This is a genomic window from Acinetobacter indicus, assembly GCF_009914475.1.
Lineage (GTDB): Bacteria > Pseudomonadota > Gammaproteobacteria > Pseudomonadales > Moraxellaceae > Acinetobacter > Acinetobacter indicus.
The window spans coordinates 1247719-1265744 of record NZ_CP045198.1 but is presented as its reverse complement, the minus strand read 5'-3'; the positions used below and the strand labels follow the sequence as shown (position 1 = coordinate 1265744).

Sequence of the window (18026 nt, the reverse complement as noted above, 5' to 3'; positions counted from 1 at the left end):
AGAAAATTTTAAATTAAGAATATTGACCCATTTCGGCCTGATATAAATCGAGCGCATCATCCATGCTCATGTCCGCTGGAGGTGCCGGAACGTGGGCAGGCTTGGGCTCATGCGCAACCGCTTGGGCGGCTTTAGATTTCACCTGATATTCGATATGCAGAGCATCTTTACCAAAATAATCACGTAGCTTGATCAGCAGTTCATCCATTGGCGCGACTTTCCATTGCACGCCTAAATGCAGTTCAGCAGTGGCATAACCATAATCTACATACAGAATCACAGGAATATGCGTGCTCATATCAATATTGGTATACGGCATCAAAATCTGCTGTACATCACGACTCAGCGTTTTACTGTCATGTTCGGCAGATAGCGTAATCTTGATACTGTTAGCCCGTTTCTGACGGATTTCATTCAGGCTAAAGGCTTTGGTCAGACGCCCCATTGGACGGTCAAAACCTTCGCGCTCATAAATTTCGCCTTCAATCACCACCACTTTTTCAACCTGGATGATGTCTTTAAAGCGCTGGAAACGCTCGTGATTGGCTGATACTTCAATTCGTGCGGTGCCATCATCTAAGGTCACCACCACCCGGTTCGGGAAGTTGGCCACATCCAGCACCAGTCCGGCAAAGACTGTGGTGACCCCACGGCGGGTCGGACTCAGTTCATTAATTCGCGCCGGAATAAAGGATTTCAGCTCAGCCCGGTATACATCAATCGGGTGGCCGGTCAGGTACAGGCCTAAAGTATCTTTTTCACCTTTTAAGCGGACTTCATCGGACCACGGTTTAACCGGTTTGGCCGGTTTGCGCTGCACTTCTTCGACTTCACCAAACAGGTCCATAATCCCGGTTTCACGGTTAGAACGGGCCTGTTCTGCGGCTTGCACCGCTTCTGGTAACTGCGCCATCAGGCTGGAACGTTCAATGCCTAAGCAGTCTAGCGCACCGGCACGAATCAGGGCCTCTAAGGTCCGTTTATTAATTTTTTTCAGGTCAATCCGGTGACAGAAATCAAATAGGTCTTTATATGGTCCTTGCTGGATACGCGAATCAATCACCGATTGCATGGCCTGTTCACCCACGCCTTTAATTGCGCCTAAACCATACACAATGGTTTTGTCATCGGTGGCATGGAAATGATACAGCGACATATTCACCGACGGTGGTAATACTTCCAGACCATTGTGGCGGCAGTCATCAATCAGGAACACCACGTTATCGGTATTCTGCATTTCCGAGGACATGACGGCAGCCAGGAACTCGGCCGGGTAATGGGCTTTGAGCCAGGCGGTCTGGTAGGCCACTAACGCATAGGCAGCGGCGTGTGATTTGTTAAAACCATAGCCGGCGAATTTTTCCATATAGTCGAAAATATGGTTGGCGGTGGCTTCATCAATATCTTTTTGGGCCGCACCTTCAATAAAGATTTTACGCTGCTTGACCATTTCTTCGGGTTTTTTCTTACCCATGGCACGGCGCAGCAAGTCCGCACCACCAAGCGTATAGCCGGCACAGTACTGTGCGGCCTGCATCACCTGTTCCTGATACACCATAATGCCGTAAGTCGGTTCCAGTACACCTTCGAGCAGCGGATGCAGGTATTCAAATTCACCGCCATGCATACGGTGAATAAAGTCCGGAATCAGGTCCATTGGACCCGGACGATACAAAGATACGAAGGCAATAATTTCTTCAAACTTGCTTGGGCGTGCTTCTTTCAGCATCTTTTTCATGCCCACGGATTCAAACTGGAATACCGCGGTGGTATTGGCATTGGCAAAGACCAAATAGGCATCTTTGTCATCCAGCGGAATATGGGCAATATCCAGCGGGATCTCGGGTTTAACCCGTTTATTAATATTCTGCACCGCATCTTCAATTACGGTCAGGTTACGCAGCCCCAGGAAGTCGAACTTGACCAGACCAGCGGCTTCAACGTCATCTTTATCGTATTGGGCCACCCGGCCGGTGCCATCGGCATCGCACAGTACCGCAGAGAAGTCGGTAATTTTGGTCGGTGCAATGACCACACCACCGGCGTGTTTACCGGTATTTCGGGTAATGCCTTCGAGCTTTAATGCCATTTCCCAGATTTCAGAAGCATCGTCATAGTCCGGGTTACCCGGATTGGTGACAATATCTTTTAACTGCGGTTCAGCCGCCAGCGACTCTTCCAGACTCAGACCCAAAGGTTTGGTCGGAATCATTTTGGAAATACGGTCGGCCAGACCATAAGATTTACCCAAAACCCGGGCCACGTCACGAATCGCGCCTTTAGCGGCCATGGTACCGAAGGTGGCAATCTGCGATACCGCATCGCGGCCATAGGTACGAGCCACGTAGTCAATTACGCGATCACGGCCGGCAATACAGAAGTCGACGTCAAAGTCGGGCATCGAGACACGTTCGGGGTTCAGGAAACGTTCGAACAGCAGTTCATAGCGCAGCGGATCCAGATCGGTAATTTTTAAACTGTACGCCACCAGCGAGCCGGCACCCGAACCACGACCCGGGCCGACCGGCACGCCGTTGTTCTTCGACCACTGAATGAAGTCCATTACGATCAGGAAGTAACCCGGGAATCCCATCGAGTTAATAATATTAATTTCGTATTCAATCCGCTCATCATACGGTTTGCGGATTTCAGGCCAGTCTTCATCGCGCTGCGCTACCGGATAAAGATGGTTCAGGCGCTCTTCCAGACCTTCCTTGGATAAATGCGCAAAGAAGGTTTCAATGGTATGGCCTTCCGGAATCGGGTAATCCGGCAGGAAGTATTTGCCCAGTTGCAGCGTCACATTACAGCGCTTGGCAATGTGATAGGTGTTTTCAATGGCAGACGGAATATCGGCAAATAGCTCGGTCATTTCTGCGGCGGTTTTAAAATACTGCTCCGGGCTGTAGTTTTTCGGACGGCGGCTATCGCCCAAGACATAACCATCGGCAATACAGACGCGCGCTTCATGCGCTTCAAAATCTTCACGGCTGATGAAGTGCACATCATTATGTGCCACCACGCCAATATTATATTTTTTCGCCAGCTGGACCGCTTCATAAATGAAGTCTTCTTCATTCGGGCGATTGGTGCGGGTCAGGGCCAGATAAACCCGGTTGCCAAACTTGGCAATCCATTCTTCAAGTAAAGGTTCGGCTTTTTGCGGGTTCGAGGTGCAGAGCATTTTACCGACATCGGAGTGAATGCCGAGCAGGGCGATTAAATCGTCATGCTGCTCGAGGACCCAGTCTTTATGTACGCAGGGAATATCCAGCTGCTGGCCTTCAATAAAACCGCGCGACACGATTTCGGTCAGATTACGCCAGCCATGATTGTTCATGGCCAGTAAGGTCATGCGATGTTCGGCATCATTCAGGCGGATTTCCGAACCCATGATCGGCTTGATGCCTTTGCCCAGACATTTGCCATAGAATTTGACGGCGGCATGCAGGTTGGACAGGTCGGTGATGGCCAGGGCAGGCATTTCTTCACTGGCTGCGGCTTTGACTAAATCAGGTATACGTACGATAGATTCTGTAATCGAAAATTCAGTATGAATACCAAGATGAACAAAGTGCATAAATCAGTCCCTGCAAAAACCACTGCACATTTTAGCACGGGATTTTGGCTTTCAGTTTGAAATTAAGGGGAAATGGCGAAGTTTTAGATATGTAAACCAACGTAGCGGATTGGTTTCTCATCACTTGAACAGTAATCTGAATGGGCTGAAAACCGGCGTTTCCGGGCTGCTATGAGGGTGATTAACAGCCAAAATAAAACCCTCCGTAGAGGGTGATTGATTTGAGGACGAGTAATCTATCTCGCTTTGGATAGAGAATAGAGAGGTGAACCCTTATCTGAGTTTAGCCAGCCATTCACCCAGCATCTGCACAATTTGCACCAGAATCAGCAGTACAATGACGGTCAGAATCACCACGCTGGTATCAAAACGCTGGTAACCGTAAGAAATCGCCAGATCACCAATCCCGCCGGCACCGACGGCACCGGCCATTGCAGTTGCACCAATCAGGCTGATGGTGGCGGTGGTCAGGTTTAGAATCAGCGAGCTACGTGCTTCCGGCAAAATAAACTTGAAAATAATCTGCAGCGGTGTCGCACCCATGGCTTGTGCTGACTCAATAATCCCTTCATTCACTTCCAGCAATGAGGTTTCCACCAGACGGCCAATATATGGACCGACATAAATGGTCAGCGGGACAATGGCAGCCCAGGTGCCAATTGAGGTACCGACCAGAAACTTGGTTAAAGGAATAACGGCAATTAACAGGATAATAAATGGCAGGGAACGTAGCGCATTTACAATCGGGTTCAGGCCATGATAAATCGTGCGGTTTGGTAAAATACCGCCCGGACGGGTGGCGACCAGGGTAATCCCCTGAATAAAGCCCCAGATACAGCCAAACAGCATGGCAAAAAACACCATGTGGAAAGTTTCTTGTAATGCTGTGACAAACTGGTCCATCGACAGGGCGCTTTTCCAGAACGGCGCGGTCAGGCTGGTGAGCCACTGGACAATTAAATCTCTCATCCTTGTACTCCTGCTTGTTCAACCTGAACCCCATTTTGTTCGAGGAACTGAAGTGCTTGCTGAATAATGGCCGGGTCCCCTAGCAACTGAATAAACATCTGCCCAATCACCGCGCCATTAATTTCAGTCATGTTGGCAAATAAAATATTCAGGCTTAAATCAAACTGTTTAATTACTGCCTGAATCACGGTTTCCTGCGCCGATTTCCCTAAAAATTTCAGGCAGTAAATACTGTGCTGATTCTGGTTTTCCAGATTGTTTAAAATATTCACCGGTAACTGCTGTTGCAGCACGGTTTGAATAAAATTCTTGGTGGTTGGATGCTGCGGCTGGCTAAAAATGTCCAGGGTAGAACCGGTTTCAATCACCTGGCCATGTTCCATAACGGCCACATAATCACAGACTGATTCAATTACATCCATTTCATGGGTGACCATGACAATGGTAATGCCTTGTTCACGATTAATTTTTTTTAGCAGTTCCAGCACCGATTGCGTGGTTTGCGGATCCAGCGCACTGGTGGCTTCATCACAAAGTAAGATTTTAGGATGATTGGCCAGGGCACGGGCAATCCCGACCCGCTGTTTTTGACCGCCAGACAGCTCATCTGGATAGGCATCTTTTTTATGTTTCAGATCAATAAATTCGAGCAGTTCATTCAGGCGTTTTTCACGCTCTGCCGCCGACCAGCCGAGCAGTTTCATCGGCATTTCAATATTGGCCGCTACGGTTTTGGTTTGCAGCAGGTTAAAGTGCTGGAAAATCATGCCGATATTGGCACGTTCCTGACGCAGCGCCTTGGCACTTAAAGCGGTAAAGTCAGTGTTATTGATGATTACCTGACCTTCATTCGGGCGCTCCAGCAAATTAATCAGACGAATGAGGGTACTTTTTCCTGCACCACTATAACCAATAATTCCAAAGATACTGCCATCTGGAATTTGCAGATTGACCTGATCCAGCGCGCGAATGGTCTGGCCTTTAAGCTGATAATGTTTGGAAATATTCTTAAATTCGATCATAGCGTCAAGAAACTGTACAAAAATGAAAAACAGGCAAAGTACACTTTGCCTGTTTGTTAACTCAGCATTATATGCTTAATTGGTTTCAGTTAAATAGCTGACAGGTTTATTTACCGCAACTTTTGTGCCACCGAAGTTTTGATCTACATACTGTTTCACCGCTTCAGTGTGATAAAGCTCACCGACTTTTTTCAGGATCGGGTCATCTTTACGTGCTTCTGCAACTGCCAATACGTTGACGTTCAGCTTGGTGCTCTGGTCAATTGGTTCGTAGAAGATTGAATCTTTCAGTACGTTTAAACCGCCTTCCATCGCTAGGGTATTGCCTAGCACAATGGCATCCACTTCATCTTTAACACGAACTGCAGTCGCCATTTGAATTGGCTTGATGACAATTGCTTTGGCATTTTCAGTAATGTCATTTGGAGTGCCCGTTGCAGGAGAGAAGTCTGCTTTCAGCTTGATCAGACCTGCAGATTGCAATAACAGCAGGGCACGCGCTTCATTGGCTGCATCATTCGGAATAGCAATGGTCGCGCCGTTCTGGAACTCTTCCACTTTTTTCACTTTGCTTGAGTAAATACCCATTGGCTCAAGATAGGTGGTCGAAACCGGCGCAATCTTCTGCTCATTGTTGGCATTGTAAGCCACCAGATAAGCATAAGACTGGAATGCGTTCACATCAATTTCGTTGTTTGCCACAGCGGTGTTCATTGAAACGTAATCGGTGAAGTTTTTTACTTCCAGCTTGATACCCGCCGCTTCAGTTTCAGGCAAAGTCGCAATATAGCGCCAGATGTCAGCATCGGAACCGGTAGATGCCATGGTGACGGTTTGTACAGTTGCAGCATCAGTTTGTGCGGCGTCAGTTGCCGGCGTTTCCTGTTTTGCACAGCCAGCTAAACCAACAGAAAGACCTAGAACCAGGCCAAGGAACTTTTTCATGTGTCCATCCCAAATAAAGTGAAGCAGCCAAGCTGTTACTTTATTGATAATTTTAAGCGCCGGGATTTCACTTGAGCCGAAAGAGGCGAGATTCAAGTCCATCCAGTGCGCGAATTCGTTTAGGCTTTCAGCTATCTGCTGTATTTTTCAATTGACTTTAAAAGCGCTTAAAGCCATGTAATTGAAAACTTTATTTTTAGAAGATAGCGAAAAAATGGTCTACATCATAACAATAAATTGATATACAAAATAGTGTATAGAAACTAGACCTTTAGCCGTATTCTTTCATAAGTAAAGTTCATAAAATAAGAAAAGAATAAATAAATCAATTTACTATTTTGAATTGAAAGGGCTAAATCTATGAAAAAATCTTATAGATGTTTATATAAAAAATTATACAATCTAAATCGTAAAAATAGATATAGCACAGATGGGGTAGGATGATAGATCTTTATAATGATTATTTCCTTCAATCCTATGACAGTTTTCATCCAAACTTGAGATTTTTAATGCGCTTGCAGATAGCTTTGGCGATCAATTTGATAGAGCACATGCATGAGTAAAGGATGATCTGCCGGCACCAGCGGATGCGCAAAGGTTTTGACTTTGCTTAAGCCAATTTTTTGCATGACTTTTTCCGAGGGCGTGTTGAGCACGGTAGTAAAGGAAACTACGTTGTCCAGCTGTAGCTCACGAAAAGCATAATCCAGTACGGCTTTTGAGCCTTCGGTGGCATAACCGTTGTGCCAGTATTGCTTGGCTAGTCGCCAGCCAATTTCAATACATGGGGCAAAATCATAGTGTTCTAGATGCTGATGTAAACCAATAAACCCGATAAATTCACCGCTACTTTTTAGTTCGACAGCAAACAGGCCCCAGCCGTGTGTGGCAATAAAATTCTGGATGCGTTGCATAAAAGCCAGACTTTGCTGCTCGGTCAAGGGATTGAGGAAATAACGCATGACTTCAGGGTCGGCACACATTTGGATAAATGGGGCAGCGTCGCTGTCTTGCCATTGGCGGAGGATCAGGCGAGGGGTTTGCAGGTGGATTTTCATGTTAAAACGATTAATAAGCTCTTGATGCATCATAAATGCATTTATCAAGAAAAGAATGATAATTTCCGTAATGAGATAAGACATGAAATCCCTTCTGCCTTTAGGGTGAGGGTTTTCACCTCTCCCTGACCCTCTCCTGAGAGGAGAGGGAAACCTTCGAAGCATAAAAAACCCCGCACTCAGCGGGGTTTTTTTACTTAATCAATCTAAGAGAGAATTAAGCATTTTCACGCGCAATCGCACGGTAACCAATATCTTTACGATATTGAACGCCGTCGAAGGTTACTTTTTGGCAAAGTTCTAAAGCTTTTGCTTGTGCTTCACCAATGGTGTTGCCTAGTGCAGTTACGCAAAGTACACGACCACCAGCAGTGACAATCTCACCATTTTCATTGGCTTTAGTACCGGCATGGAACACTTTGGCATCGGTCATTTCGGTGTTTAGACCAGAAATCACATCGCCATTGCTAGACGTTTCTGGGTAGCCTTTAGATGCTAAAACAATACCGACAGTCTTACGCTCATCCCATTCAGCTTCTGCTGGCAAGTTACCTGCAATACCAGCCTCAACCAGATCAACCAAAGATGATTTTAAACGCATCATGATTGGTTGAGTTTCAGGATCACCGAAACGACAGTTAAACTCGATTACCTTTGGTTGACCTTGTTCATCAATCATCAAGCCAGCGTACAAGAAACCGGTGTATACGTGACCATCTGCTTTCATACCGTCAACGGTTGGGCGCATTACTTCTTTCATCACGCGCTCAAATACGTCTGCAGTCACCACAGGCGCAGGAGAGTAGGCACCCATACCGCCTGTGTTTGGACCTTGGTCGCCTTCAAAAATACGTTTATGGTCTTGAGAAGTGGCCATTGGCAAGATGTTGTCGCCATCAATCATACAAATGAATGATGCTTCTTCACCTTCAAGGAATTCTTCGATGACTACGCGAGAACCGGCATCACCAAATTTGTTGCCTGCCAGCATGTCATCAATGGCTGCAAATGCTTCTTCGTTGGTCATCGCCACGATTACGCCTTTACCTGCAGCAAGACCATCCGCCTTGATCACAATCGGCGCACCATTTTTTTCAACAAAGGCTTTGGCTGCATCAACTTCAGTGAATACGTCATAGAATGCAGTTGGAATGTTGTGGCGTTTTAAGAAATGCTTGGCAAATGCTTTAGAGCCTTCAAGCTGCGCTGCAAACTGGGTTGGACCCCAGATTTTTAAACCTGCTTCACGGCAAGCATCCACCACACCATTGACCAGCGGTGCTTCAGGACCAACCACGATTAAATCTACCGCATTGTTTTTTGCAAAGTCGATAATCGCCGCATTGTCTAAAATGCTTAAATTGATGTTTTCACATTTAGCTTCGGTTGCTGTACCTGCGTTGCCTGGTGCAACAAAAACTTTAGCAACTTTTTCATCTTGTGCGATTTTCCATGCCAATGCATGTTCACGACCGCCATTACCCAAAACTAAAATGTTCATTTAAAAAATCCCTCAAAATTGAATCCCTCCCAACCTCCCTTTAAGAAAGGGAGGGGAATCGCGAAAAACACTGTTCTCTTACGCGAAAAGTCCCCCTTTTTACAAAGGGGGATTTAGGGGGATGATTAAATACGACTTCTAATTAATTTAGTTAATTAGTGACGGAAGTGACGCATGCCAGTGAACACCATGGCAATACCAGCTTCGTCAGCTGCTGCAATGGTTTCTTCATCACGCATAGAACCACCCGGCTGGATAATGCATTTGATCCCTGCTTTCGCAGCGTTATCAATACCATCACGGAACGGGAAGAATGCGTCAGATGCCATCACTGCACCTTCAACCACGAGGCCTGCATGTTCAGCTTTAATTGCTGCAATACGCGCAGAGTTTACACGGCTCATTTGGCCTGCGCCCACACCGATGGTTTGACGGTTTTTCGCATACACAATCGCGTTAGACTTCACGTATTTCGCCACTTTCCAGGCAAAGATCATGTCGTCAATTTCTTGCTCGGTTGGAGCACGTTTGGTCACCACTTTAAGATCATCTTTGGTGATCATGCCCAAGTCTTGGTCTTGCACCAGCAAACCACCGTTGACACGTTTATAGTCCATTTGTGGCGCACGTTCGTCAATTGCTGGTAATTCGCCACAGACCAGTACACGTACGTTTTTCTTCGCGCCAGTCACGTCCAAAACACCTTCAGCAACGCTTGGTGCAATAATCACTTCAACGAATTGACGGTCAACAATGGCTTGTGCAGTTGCAACGTCTAATTCACGGTTGAATGCAATGATGCCACCGAATGCAGATTCAGGATCGGTTGCATAAGCCAAGTCGTAAGCCGCTTGAATGCCGTCTAAAGATACCGCAACACCACATGGGTTGGCGTGTTTTACGATCACACAAGCAGGTTTCGCGAATGATTTCACGCATTCAAGCGCAGCATCAGTGTCGGCGATGTTGTTATAAGAAAGTTCTTTACCTTGCAGCTGTTTAGCTGTTGAAACAGATGCTTCAGTTGCCGCTGGGTCTACATAGAATGCAGCAGATTGATGCGGGTTTTCACCGTAACGTAAATCTTGTGCTTTGTTCAATTGTGTATTGAACGTACGCGCAAATTTGTCTGCTTCGCCTTGTTCTTTACCTACGCGAGCGCCTAAGTAAGATGCGATCATGCCGTCGTATTGTGCAGTATGTTCAAATGCTTTCACTGCCAGGTCAAAACGGGTTGCGTATGACAGGCTGCCTTCAGCTTTAAGCTCGGCAATAACAGTCGCATAGTCAGATGCGTTGACGACGATACCGACAGACGCATGGTTTTTCGCCGCAGCACGAACCATGGTTGGACCACCGATGTCGATGTTTTCAATCGCATCTGGCAGGGTGCAGTCAGGTTTTGCAACCGTTGCTGCAAATGGATAAAGGTTCACTACCACCAAATCGATTGCATCGATGTTGTGTTCTGCCATTACAGCTTCGTCTAGACCGCGACGAGCCAGAATGCCGCCATGAATTTTAGGATGTAAAGTTTTTACACGACCATCCATCATTTCTGGAAAACCGGTGTGCTCTGAAACTTCAACTACAGCGATATTGTTGTCTTTAAGCAACTTATATGTACCGCCTGTAGATAAAATTTCTACCCCAAGAGCCACTAGATTTTGTGCAAATTCAACAATTCCAGTTTTGTCAGAAACAGAGATTAAAGCGCGTTTAATAGTCATGATTTTCGTCACAGTTATCAAAAAACAGATTAAAACATTAGCAAAATGCGGTTAAAAAAAATGCCCACGAAAGCCGCGAGCATTTTATCATTTATTCACTCATTAAACCGTGAGCTTTTAACTTTTTACGTAAAGTACCACGGTTTAAGCCTAGAATCTCGGCAGCACGTGTCTGGTTACCACGTGTATATTCTAGAACTACAGATAAAAGAGGTTTCTCCATTTCTGCTAGCACCATGTCATACACCTGAGAAGGTTGCTCGCCTTGCAATTGAGCAAAGTAATGGCGAACTGCGCGATCAACGTGGATACGAAGAGCGACATCAGATTGTGCAGTAAAAATAGGAGATTTGCTATTCATGCGAATTAATCCGAAAAATCAGATATCACTTGGGTAAAGTGATATATAAATGTGGTCTATAAATAAATGAACCCCGTTTTAGATCCTAAAACGAGAGTTCTAAAACTGGAACATTTAGCTTGCCACAACTCACAGCGCTGGTCGAAAAATAAGCGTAACAATAGATTAATAATTGTTACAGACCAAAAATCGAAACGAAAAAACCTGCTCAATACGCGTTATTGAAAATAAGGCGCATTCTGCGAGTTTCTATTTGTTTTGAATTACTGAGGAGTATGCAGCACTAAGCTTACGTGGCGCGTATCATACCATTGTCTTAGAAAAAGTGAGCAAGAAAACTGCACTTTTTTTACATTTTTTTTTAATTTTTAAGGCTTGATAATTTCTAAATTATAGGTATCAAAGCTTTTTCGGGTCACTGGCAGCTGAATTTGAAACTTGAATGGGGTATTTTTTGGAATCCGCTCAATGCTGGCCAGACTTTTAATTAAATACTCTTTCGGTTCGAGTACATAGGACGCCACTTCTTCATTATCATCTTTTAAGGTGATTTTCAGTTTTGGCAATACCAAACTCTTGTCATGAAAATTGATCAGCTCGCCGGAGAACAAGGTATGTTCATGGTCATAGCGTTTCACCCGCACACGGTTAATTGAAATCAGGCTGTACTGCTTTTCAAAGGTTTCACAGTTAAACAGCTGGCAGACCCCGTTAAAAGCCACAGTCAGGGCAGGGCTGTTGTTCATGAATTTCGGGTTAAACCATAGAATCTGGAAAATCAGCAAACCGACCAGACTAAAATTGACAATACCCCACAGCGTGTAATAGCCCGCACCATGTTTCTTGCGTTCTTGCTGCAGTTCATTTTCAGACAGATTCATCGAAGGAATACTGGCAATCGGTTCGGTACTGAAATAATTCAGATTATTTAAGTAGGTCTTTAAATCAATATTGGAATGTTCAACCTTACGGTCAAAAATATCCAGCAGATGGGTTTCATGTGTGTCGTCAAAAGCCAGACCATGATCGGCCAGAACCGGCGAACTGACCTGTCCACCAGTAAAACCGTTGTATTCGAGCTGGGTTGGCGCAGGCTTTGGCTGCACCAGATGCGAGAGTGCATTAAAGGTAGAGGCACATTTGGGACAGCAAACCATGCCCTGAGCCACTGTAAGCTGTGCAACAGAAACTTTATAGGTGGTTAAACACTCGGGGCACTTGGTCTGCTTTTCACTCATAAGATCTATAGAGGTTGATTAATGCGGCTGGCGCTTCCCGGAAATTCGGCACCAGTTTTCTTCACGTTTTTCGACCTCTAATATATCAAAAAATTCAGAATAAACACTAGAAACTTCAGCAACTTGCTCTTCGATTACACCTGCAAGTGCGAACTCTCCCTCAGATTTGGTTAAAGTTGCGAATTCAGGCGCAAGCATCATTAACGGGCCAGCCAGAATGTTGGCAACCAGTACATCGGCTTTCTGATCTTTTAAGGTTTCATTAAACTCTTCAGGCAGACCGACAAACAGACGATCCAGTACGCCATTCAATTCAGCATTTTGCTGGGTGGCTAAAACCGCTTGTGGGTCAATATCAGTGGCATAGACTTTTTTCGCACCTAAAAGTAGGGCAGCAACACCTAAAATGCCAGAACCGCAACCATAGTCGATGACGATTTTATCTTTAACATCGGTTTTACCTAACCATTGCAGGCACAGGAACGTTGAGGCATGGTTACCGGTACCAAAGGCCAGACCCGGATCCAGTTTAATATTCACCGCATCTGCTTCAGGGGGCTCTAGCCATTCCGGTACAATCCAGAATTTTTCAGCAATCTGGATTGGCTCGTAATAATCCATCCATGAGCGTTCCCAGACCTGATCTTCCAGGAATTCGCTACGCATTGGTGCATCTGGCAGTTGAGTGCGAATGAAAGTTTCCAGCGCAGCCACATCAATTTCTTCGTTTTCGTCCTGTGCATAAATACCGGTCACAATCACCTTGTTCCACAGCGGTGTTTCGCCTGGAAGTGGTTCAAGCAAGTCCTGATTTTCAGCATCATCCAGCGTTACACTCACGGCGCCAAGTGAGCTGAGTAATGTTTCAGTAAAGTCGACTTGAGCTTGATCAACAGTAATATGTATTTGTAACCACTTCACAGGAATAACCTAATTTGTTTTTTCAAAAGGATATTGTAGCGGAAGGCAATCGGTTTCGCCTACCAATGTACAAAATAAAAAGGATGCCAGCGCGACATCCTTGGGTGAAAAAAATACTTAACTGTTTGCCACCACAGGCTTGGGTTCGGCAATCGGCACAAAGCGGTTTAATAACATGCCAAAAATGGCGGCGAAGATATACATGAAAATAGAATAGACTGCCGCCGGCATGGCCACGGTTGAACTGGCCATAACGGTTAAGGCAATGGTCATGGCAAGCGTGCTGTTATGAATCCCAATTTCAAAGGCACTGGCACGGGCCTGGGCGCTATTAATCCCAAACAGGCGTGGGACGAAGTAACCAATCACCAGACTGGAAATACAGAACAGTGCGGTAGCCAGGCCAATATCACCAATATAATTCAGGATATTGTGTCGCTCCTGCACAATAGCCCCGATGATAATTAAAATCAGAAAGATCACTGCAAAAATCCGTAAGGGCTTGTTCAGTTTCTCGGTCAGTCGCGGGGCATAATGACGAATTAACATGCCAATAATCACCGGCACAATAATAATCCCGAATACCTGCAAGATTTTACTGAATTGCAGGCCAATGCTTTGGTCAGCCTGTAAAAAGTGGGCAATTGCGAAATTGACGATAATGGGTAAGGTCAGTGCTGCAATCACCGAGTTAATTGCGGTTAAGGTAATGTTGAGCGCCAGATCGCCCTTAAATAAATAACTGAACAGGTTGGCGGTACTGCCACCCGGCGAAGCAGCCAGCAGCATCATGCCGACGGCCAGTAACGGCGGTAGTGCCAGAATTTTACATAATAAAAAGGCAATCCCGACCAGCAATACCAGCTGGCAAAATAGTGCGACCAGGACTGCTTTGGGGTGTTTGGTAACGCGTGCGAAATCTTTGGGCGTGAGTTCCAGCCCCAGCCCAACCATAATAATGGCCAGCGCCAAGGGCAGCATAACGGTAATAATGCCTGAATCCATATGACCTTCCTGTCAAATTTATCCTTGTGAGAAAAGACAGTTGCTTCATGCAAAATATCTTTTACTGTTTATTCAAATTACTCTATGACTTTCTGTTTTACCGAATTTAACGGCATTCGTCTAGCCAGTAAATGTCCAAAGATCAAGGCAAACATATACATGAAGATGGTGTAAATGGCGGCAGGAATGGCAATCTGGGTGCTTTGTAGTACCGACAGTGCCAGGGTTAAAGACAGCGCGGTGTTATGAATACTCATAAAGAAACCGCAGGAGCGCGCCTGCTGTTCGGAAATGTCCATCAGCTGTGGCAGCACATAACCGGCCACCAGACTGACAAAAGCATACAGGGCGGTGGCCAGTCCAACCTGTTCCATATACTGCGCCAGCTGATAGCGCTCCTGAAAGAGCGCGAAAAAGAACAGGGCAAAAATAAAATATACCGACATGCGCCGAATCGGTTTACTCAGCCGTTTGGCCAGCTCTGGAAAAGACGAGCGAATGGCCATTCCCAGACAGACTGGTACTAAAATTAGCAGGAAGGTATAGGCAATCCGTTCAATTGGCATGTTGATTTCGGTCTGATCGGCCATGAAATAGCGCATGGCAATGCTAATGATAAAAGGCAGGGTTAAAATGGCCATCACCGAATTGATGGCGACCACGACAATATTCAGGGCTACATCGCCTTTATAGACATAACTGAACAGGGCAGAGGTGGAACCACTAGGGGTAGCTGACAGCAACATTAACCCCACTGCCAGCAAAGGAGGCAGTTCTAAAAACAGGCAGAGAATAAATGCCAGTCCAACCAGCAAGACCTGCCGGGTAAACAAGGCAATAAAAATGACTTTCGGTTGCTGATTGACCCGAATAAAATCTTTAGGGCTGAGTAGCAAGCCCAAACCCATCATTAATACCGCCAAGGTTAGCGGTAGAAAGAAGGTAAAAATGCCGCTTTGCATGGCATCATCCTATTTAATTCTTATTTTCCCCAGTTTCAGTGTAATTGAGTTGAGTTTTAAATCAACCATAAAAATAATAAAAACAGCCATTTACTTGGTAATAAATGGCTGTTTTCTTGATTGAGTTCACGTATTTTGGCTAGATGTGAATCGGGTTGGAGTTTACATTTGAGCAGGACGCGGCGGGGTAAATCCAAGGGCACATTTACCACGAACTTCTGCACCGGAAATGGTTGCCGTGGTTGCATTCATGTCTTGGCCACAGGTGGTATACAGTGCAGCTTCATCACCCTGAATATCGAGTTTTCTGTCTGCCGGGAAGAACTGTGGCTGGCAGGTACCGTTCCAGATAATGCCACGATAGGCAAAGCTGACCGCAGCACCTTGAGATTTGCCTTTACAGACATTCTGATAGCGCTGTGAATCGTACACTTTTTCAACTTTGTCATTTGCCTGTACAGCTGCAAATGGAGATAAACATAAACCGCAGAGGATGGATGAGAGGAGTATCTTCTTATTCATAATTCGTACCTGTGCTTGTTTGTAATGAGTACATGATTTAGGATAAAAAATAATCAAAATAAAACAACCTATATCTGGTTAATTTTTAATATGAAATGTTTTTATTTGCAGTATATCTGCAACGTTCATTTACATTGCCAGCCAATCAATCAGGTGAAAAACCACGAGAAAATCCAAATAAAATTGACTTAATCTGTCAACTTATACGCCGGCTTTTGCTATAATATTCTGTCATTTCTTTTTATCTCTCAATTTACCACTATGCATTATCCTAAAGTTTACGATGTCATTGTTATCGGCGGCGGTCACGCGGGTACGGAAGCGGCTTTGGCTGCGGCGCGTATGGGCCGACAAACCTTGCTCTTAACTCATAACATTGAGACTTTGGGGCAGATGAGCTGTAACCCGGCCATTGGTGGTATTGGTAAATCGCATCTGGTGCGTGAAATTGATGCCTTGGGCGGTGCGATGGCGCTGGCTGCCGATAAAGGCGGGATTCAATTCCGTATTCTGAACTCGCGTAAAGGTGCTGCAGTGCGTGCCACACGTGCGCAGGCTGATCGGGTTCGTTATAAAGCCGCGATTCGTGAAACGCTTGAGAACCAAGCAAACTTGGATATTTTCCAGCAAGCAGCAGATGACCTGATTGTTGAAGGCGATACTGTAAAAGGTGTGGTCACCCAAATGGGCATTCGCTTTGATGCCAAAACGGTAGTGCTGACTGCCGGGACCTTTCTGGGTGGCGTGATCCACGTGGGTCTGGAAAAATCAAGCGGTGGCCGTGCCGGTGATCCGCCCTCTATTTCTCTGGCACACCGTTTACGTGAATTACAACTGCCAGTGGGCCGTTTAAAAACCGGTACACCACCACGTATTGATGCACGTTCAGTTGATTTTTCGGTGATGACCCCACAACCGGGGGATTTCCCGTCTCCAGTGATGTCGTTTATGGGTGATGCCTCGATGCATCCTGAACAGGTTAACTGTTATATCACCCATACCAATGAAAAAACCCATGACATTATTCGTGGTGGTTTGGATCGTTCGCCAATGTATACCGGCGTGATTGAAGGGGTAGGTCCACGTTACTGTCCTTCGATTGAAGATAAAATTCACCGTTTTGCTGACAAAGATTCGCACCAAGTGTTCTTGGAGCCTGAAGGCTTAGATACCCACGAGCTGTATCCAAACGGTATTTCAACTTCACTGCCTTTTGATGTGCAGTTTGAATTGGTACGCTCAATCCGTGGTATGGAAAATGCCCATATTCTGCGTCCGGGTTATGCGATTGAATATGATTACTTTAACCCACAAGCGTTGAAATTCACTTTGGAAACCAAAGCCATTAATAACCTGTATTTTGCTGGTCAAATCAACGGGACTACTGGTTATGAAGAAGCCGGTGCGCAAGGTCTGCTTGCAGGTTTGAACGCTGCACGCCGTGCCTGGGATCAGGAACAGTGGACGCCAAAACGTGATGAAGCGTATATGGGCGTACTGGTTGACGACCTGATTACCTTGGGAACCAAAGAACCGTACCGGATGTTCACCTCACGTGCCGAATACCGTTTAATGCTGCGTGAAGATAACGCAGATCAGCGTTTAACCGCGATTGGCCGTGAACTGGGTCTGGTGGATGATGCACGCTGGAATGCTTACTGTGAAAAAATGGATGCAGTTGAGCGTGAGAAAGGCCGTTTACAGCACTTGTGGGCTGCGCCAAATAACCCGATGGGTAAAAAATTCGTTGAAATGACGGGTGCAGACCTTTCTAAAGAGTGTTCTGCAATTGACCTGCTAAAACGTCCAAACATCACTTTTGCGCAAATTGCCGAACTGACTGGTTCAGAAGTATCGCAGCAAGTCGGTGACCAGATTGAAATTGCGGTGAAATACGAAGGGTATATCAACCGTCAGCATGAAGATGTAGCGCAGATGAAACGTCTGGAAGAAACCAAAATCCCGGCTGATTTTGATTATGACGGCGTATCTGGTCTGTCGCGTGAAATCACCATGAAGCTGAAACAGGTATTGCCGGAAACTCTGGCACAGGCCAGTCGTATTCCAGGCGTGACTCCTGCGGCAGTTCAATTGGTGATGATCACCATTCGTAAAAATGCCCAAGACCGTAAATCTGCTTAAAAGATCCTAATTTGTGAAAAAGCCCGCGGTTGAGATCGCGGGCTTTTTTATGTGCTGAATAAATAAAGTG

General features: G+C 45.7%; 14 protein-coding genes. 1 reads left to right on the top strand and 13 read right to left on the bottom strand.

Annotation, left to right across the window (positions count from 1 at the left end):
• Positions 1 to 13: 13 nt before the first annotated feature.
• The 13 genes from dnaE to GA693_RS06435 all read right to left on the bottom strand — a co-directional run bounded on the left by dnaE (position 14) and on the right by GA693_RS06435 (position 15814).
• Positions 14 to 3580, bottom strand: a complete 3567-nt coding sequence (gene dnaE, locus GA693_RS06495) for a DNA polymerase III subunit alpha (RefSeq protein WP_075174375.1) — start codon at positions 3578 to 3580, stop codon at positions 14 to 16.
• Positions 3581 to 3853: 273 nt separating this feature from the next.
• Positions 3854 to 4549, bottom strand: a complete 696-nt coding sequence (locus GA693_RS06490; RefSeq protein WP_160241206.1) for a methionine ABC transporter permease — start codon at positions 4547 to 4549, stop codon at positions 3854 to 3856.
• Positions 4546 to 5571, bottom strand: coding sequence for a methionine ABC transporter ATP-binding protein (locus GA693_RS06485; protein WP_075174374.1), 1026 nt, complete (start codon positions 5569 to 5571; stop codon positions 4546 to 4548). Before GA693_RS06485 ends, GA693_RS06490 begins: the two co-directional genes overlap by 4 nt.
• 75 nt (positions 5572 to 5646) lie before the next feature.
• Positions 5647 to 6516, bottom strand: a complete 870-nt coding sequence (locus GA693_RS06480; RefSeq protein WP_005178787.1) for a MetQ/NlpA family ABC transporter substrate-binding protein — start codon at positions 6514 to 6516, stop codon at positions 5647 to 5649.
• A 506-nt stretch (positions 6517 to 7022) separates the two neighbouring features.
• Entirely contained in the window at positions 7023 to 7574 is a 552-nt protein-coding gene (locus tag GA693_RS06475) for a GNAT family N-acetyltransferase (RefSeq protein WP_075174398.1), read from the bottom strand.
• Between the two features lie 217 nt (positions 7575 to 7791).
• Positions 7792 to 9075, bottom strand: coding sequence for a phosphoribosylamine--glycine ligase (gene purD / locus GA693_RS06470; RefSeq protein WP_160241207.1), 1284 nt, complete (start codon positions 9073 to 9075; stop codon positions 7792 to 7794).
• Between the two features lie 155 nt (positions 9076 to 9230).
• Positions 9231 to 10805, bottom strand: a complete 1575-nt coding sequence (gene purH, locus GA693_RS06465; RefSeq protein WP_005178775.1) for a bifunctional phosphoribosylaminoimidazolecarboxamide formyltransferase/IMP cyclohydrolase — start codon at positions 10803 to 10805, stop codon at positions 9231 to 9233.
• Between the two features lie 91 nt (positions 10806 to 10896).
• A complete protein-coding gene (gene fis / locus GA693_RS06460; RefSeq protein ID WP_001086304.1) occupies positions 10897 to 11166 on the bottom strand; it encodes a DNA-binding transcriptional regulator Fis in 270 nt (89 codons plus the stop codon).
• A gap of 368 nt (positions 11167 to 11534) precedes the next feature.
• Positions 11535 to 12404 carry a DUF3426 domain-containing protein gene (locus GA693_RS06455; protein WP_160241208.1) on the bottom strand — a complete coding sequence of 290 codons (870 nt, stop codon included), beginning with the start codon at positions 12402 to 12404 and terminating at the stop codon, positions 11535 to 11537.
• Positions 12405 to 12422: 18 nt separating this feature from the next.
• Positions 12423 to 13325, bottom strand: a complete 903-nt coding sequence (gene prmA / locus GA693_RS06450; RefSeq protein ID WP_005178769.1) for a 50S ribosomal protein L11 methyltransferase — start codon at positions 13323 to 13325, stop codon at positions 12423 to 12425.
• A 117-nt stretch (positions 13326 to 13442) separates the two neighbouring features.
• Positions 13443 to 14330: a bile acid:sodium symporter family protein gene (locus GA693_RS06445; RefSeq protein ID WP_016659105.1), complete on the bottom strand. Its 888-nt coding sequence runs from the start codon at positions 14328 to 14330 to the stop codon at positions 13443 to 13445.
• A gap of 77 nt (positions 14331 to 14407) precedes the next feature.
• Positions 14408 to 15292: a bile acid:sodium symporter family protein gene (locus tag GA693_RS06440; protein ID WP_160241209.1), complete on the bottom strand. Its 885-nt coding sequence runs from the start codon at positions 15290 to 15292 to the stop codon at positions 14408 to 14410.
• A 162-nt stretch (positions 15293 to 15454) separates the two neighbouring features.
• A complete protein-coding gene (locus GA693_RS06435) occupies positions 15455 to 15814 on the bottom strand; it encodes a hypothetical protein (protein ID WP_045794918.1) in 360 nt (119 codons plus the stop codon).
• Positions 15815 to 16075: 261 nt separating this feature from the next.
• On the opposite strand from GA693_RS06435, the gene mnmG reads away from it, so the two are divergent.
• Positions 16076 to 17956: a tRNA uridine-5-carboxymethylaminomethyl(34) synthesis enzyme MnmG gene (mnmG, locus tag GA693_RS06430; protein ID WP_160241210.1), complete on the top strand. Its 1881-nt coding sequence runs from the start codon at positions 16076 to 16078 to the stop codon at positions 17954 to 17956.
• Positions 17957 to 18026: the final 70 nt, after the last annotated feature.

Bases quoted from the DNA above. Each gene is read 5' to 3' on its own strand.
- dnaE (WP_075174375.1), bottom strand. From the start codon at position 3,580: ATGCACTTTGTTCATCTTGGTATTCATACTGAATTTTCGATTACAGAA.
- GA693_RS06490 (WP_160241206.1), bottom strand. From the start codon at position 4,549: ATGAGAGATTTAATTGTCCAGTGGCTCACCAGCCTGACCGCGCCGTTC.
- GA693_RS06485 (WP_075174374.1), bottom strand. From the start codon at position 5,571: ATGATCGAATTTAAGAATATTTCCAAACATTATCAGCTTAAAGGCCAG.
- GA693_RS06480 (WP_005178787.1), bottom strand. From the start codon at position 6,516: ATGAAAAAGTTCCTTGGCCTGGTTCTAGGTCTTTCTGTTGGTTTAGCT.
- GA693_RS06475 (WP_075174398.1), bottom strand. From the start codon at position 7,574: ATGAAAATCCACCTGCAAACCCCTCGCCTGATCCTCCGCCAATGGCAA.
- purD (WP_160241207.1), bottom strand. From the start codon at position 9,075: ATGAACATTTTAGTTTTGGGTAATGGCGGTCGTGAACATGCATTGGCA.
- purH (WP_005178775.1), bottom strand. From the start codon at position 10,805: ATGACTATTAAACGCGCTTTAATCTCTGTTTCTGACAAAACTGGAATT.
- fis (WP_001086304.1), bottom strand. From the start codon at position 11,166: ATGAATAGCAAATCTCCTATTTTTACTGCACAATCTGATGTCGCTCTT.
- GA693_RS06455 (WP_160241208.1), bottom strand. From the start codon at position 12,404: ATGAGTGAAAAGCAGACCAAGTGCCCCGAGTGTTTAACCACCTATAAA.
- GA693_RS06445 (WP_016659105.1), bottom strand. From the start codon at position 14,330: ATGGATTCAGGCATTATTACCGTTATGCTGCCCTTGGCGCTGGCCATT.
- GA693_RS06440 (WP_160241209.1), bottom strand. From the start codon at position 15,292: ATGCAAAGCGGCATTTTTACCTTCTTTCTACCGCTAACCTTGGCGGTA.
- GA693_RS06435 (WP_045794918.1), bottom strand. From the start codon at position 15,814: ATGAATAAGAAGATACTCCTCTCATCCATCCTCTGCGGTTTATGTTTA.
- mnmG (WP_160241210.1), top strand. From the start codon at position 16,076: ATGCATTATCCTAAAGTTTACGATGTCATTGTTATCGGCGGCGGTCAC.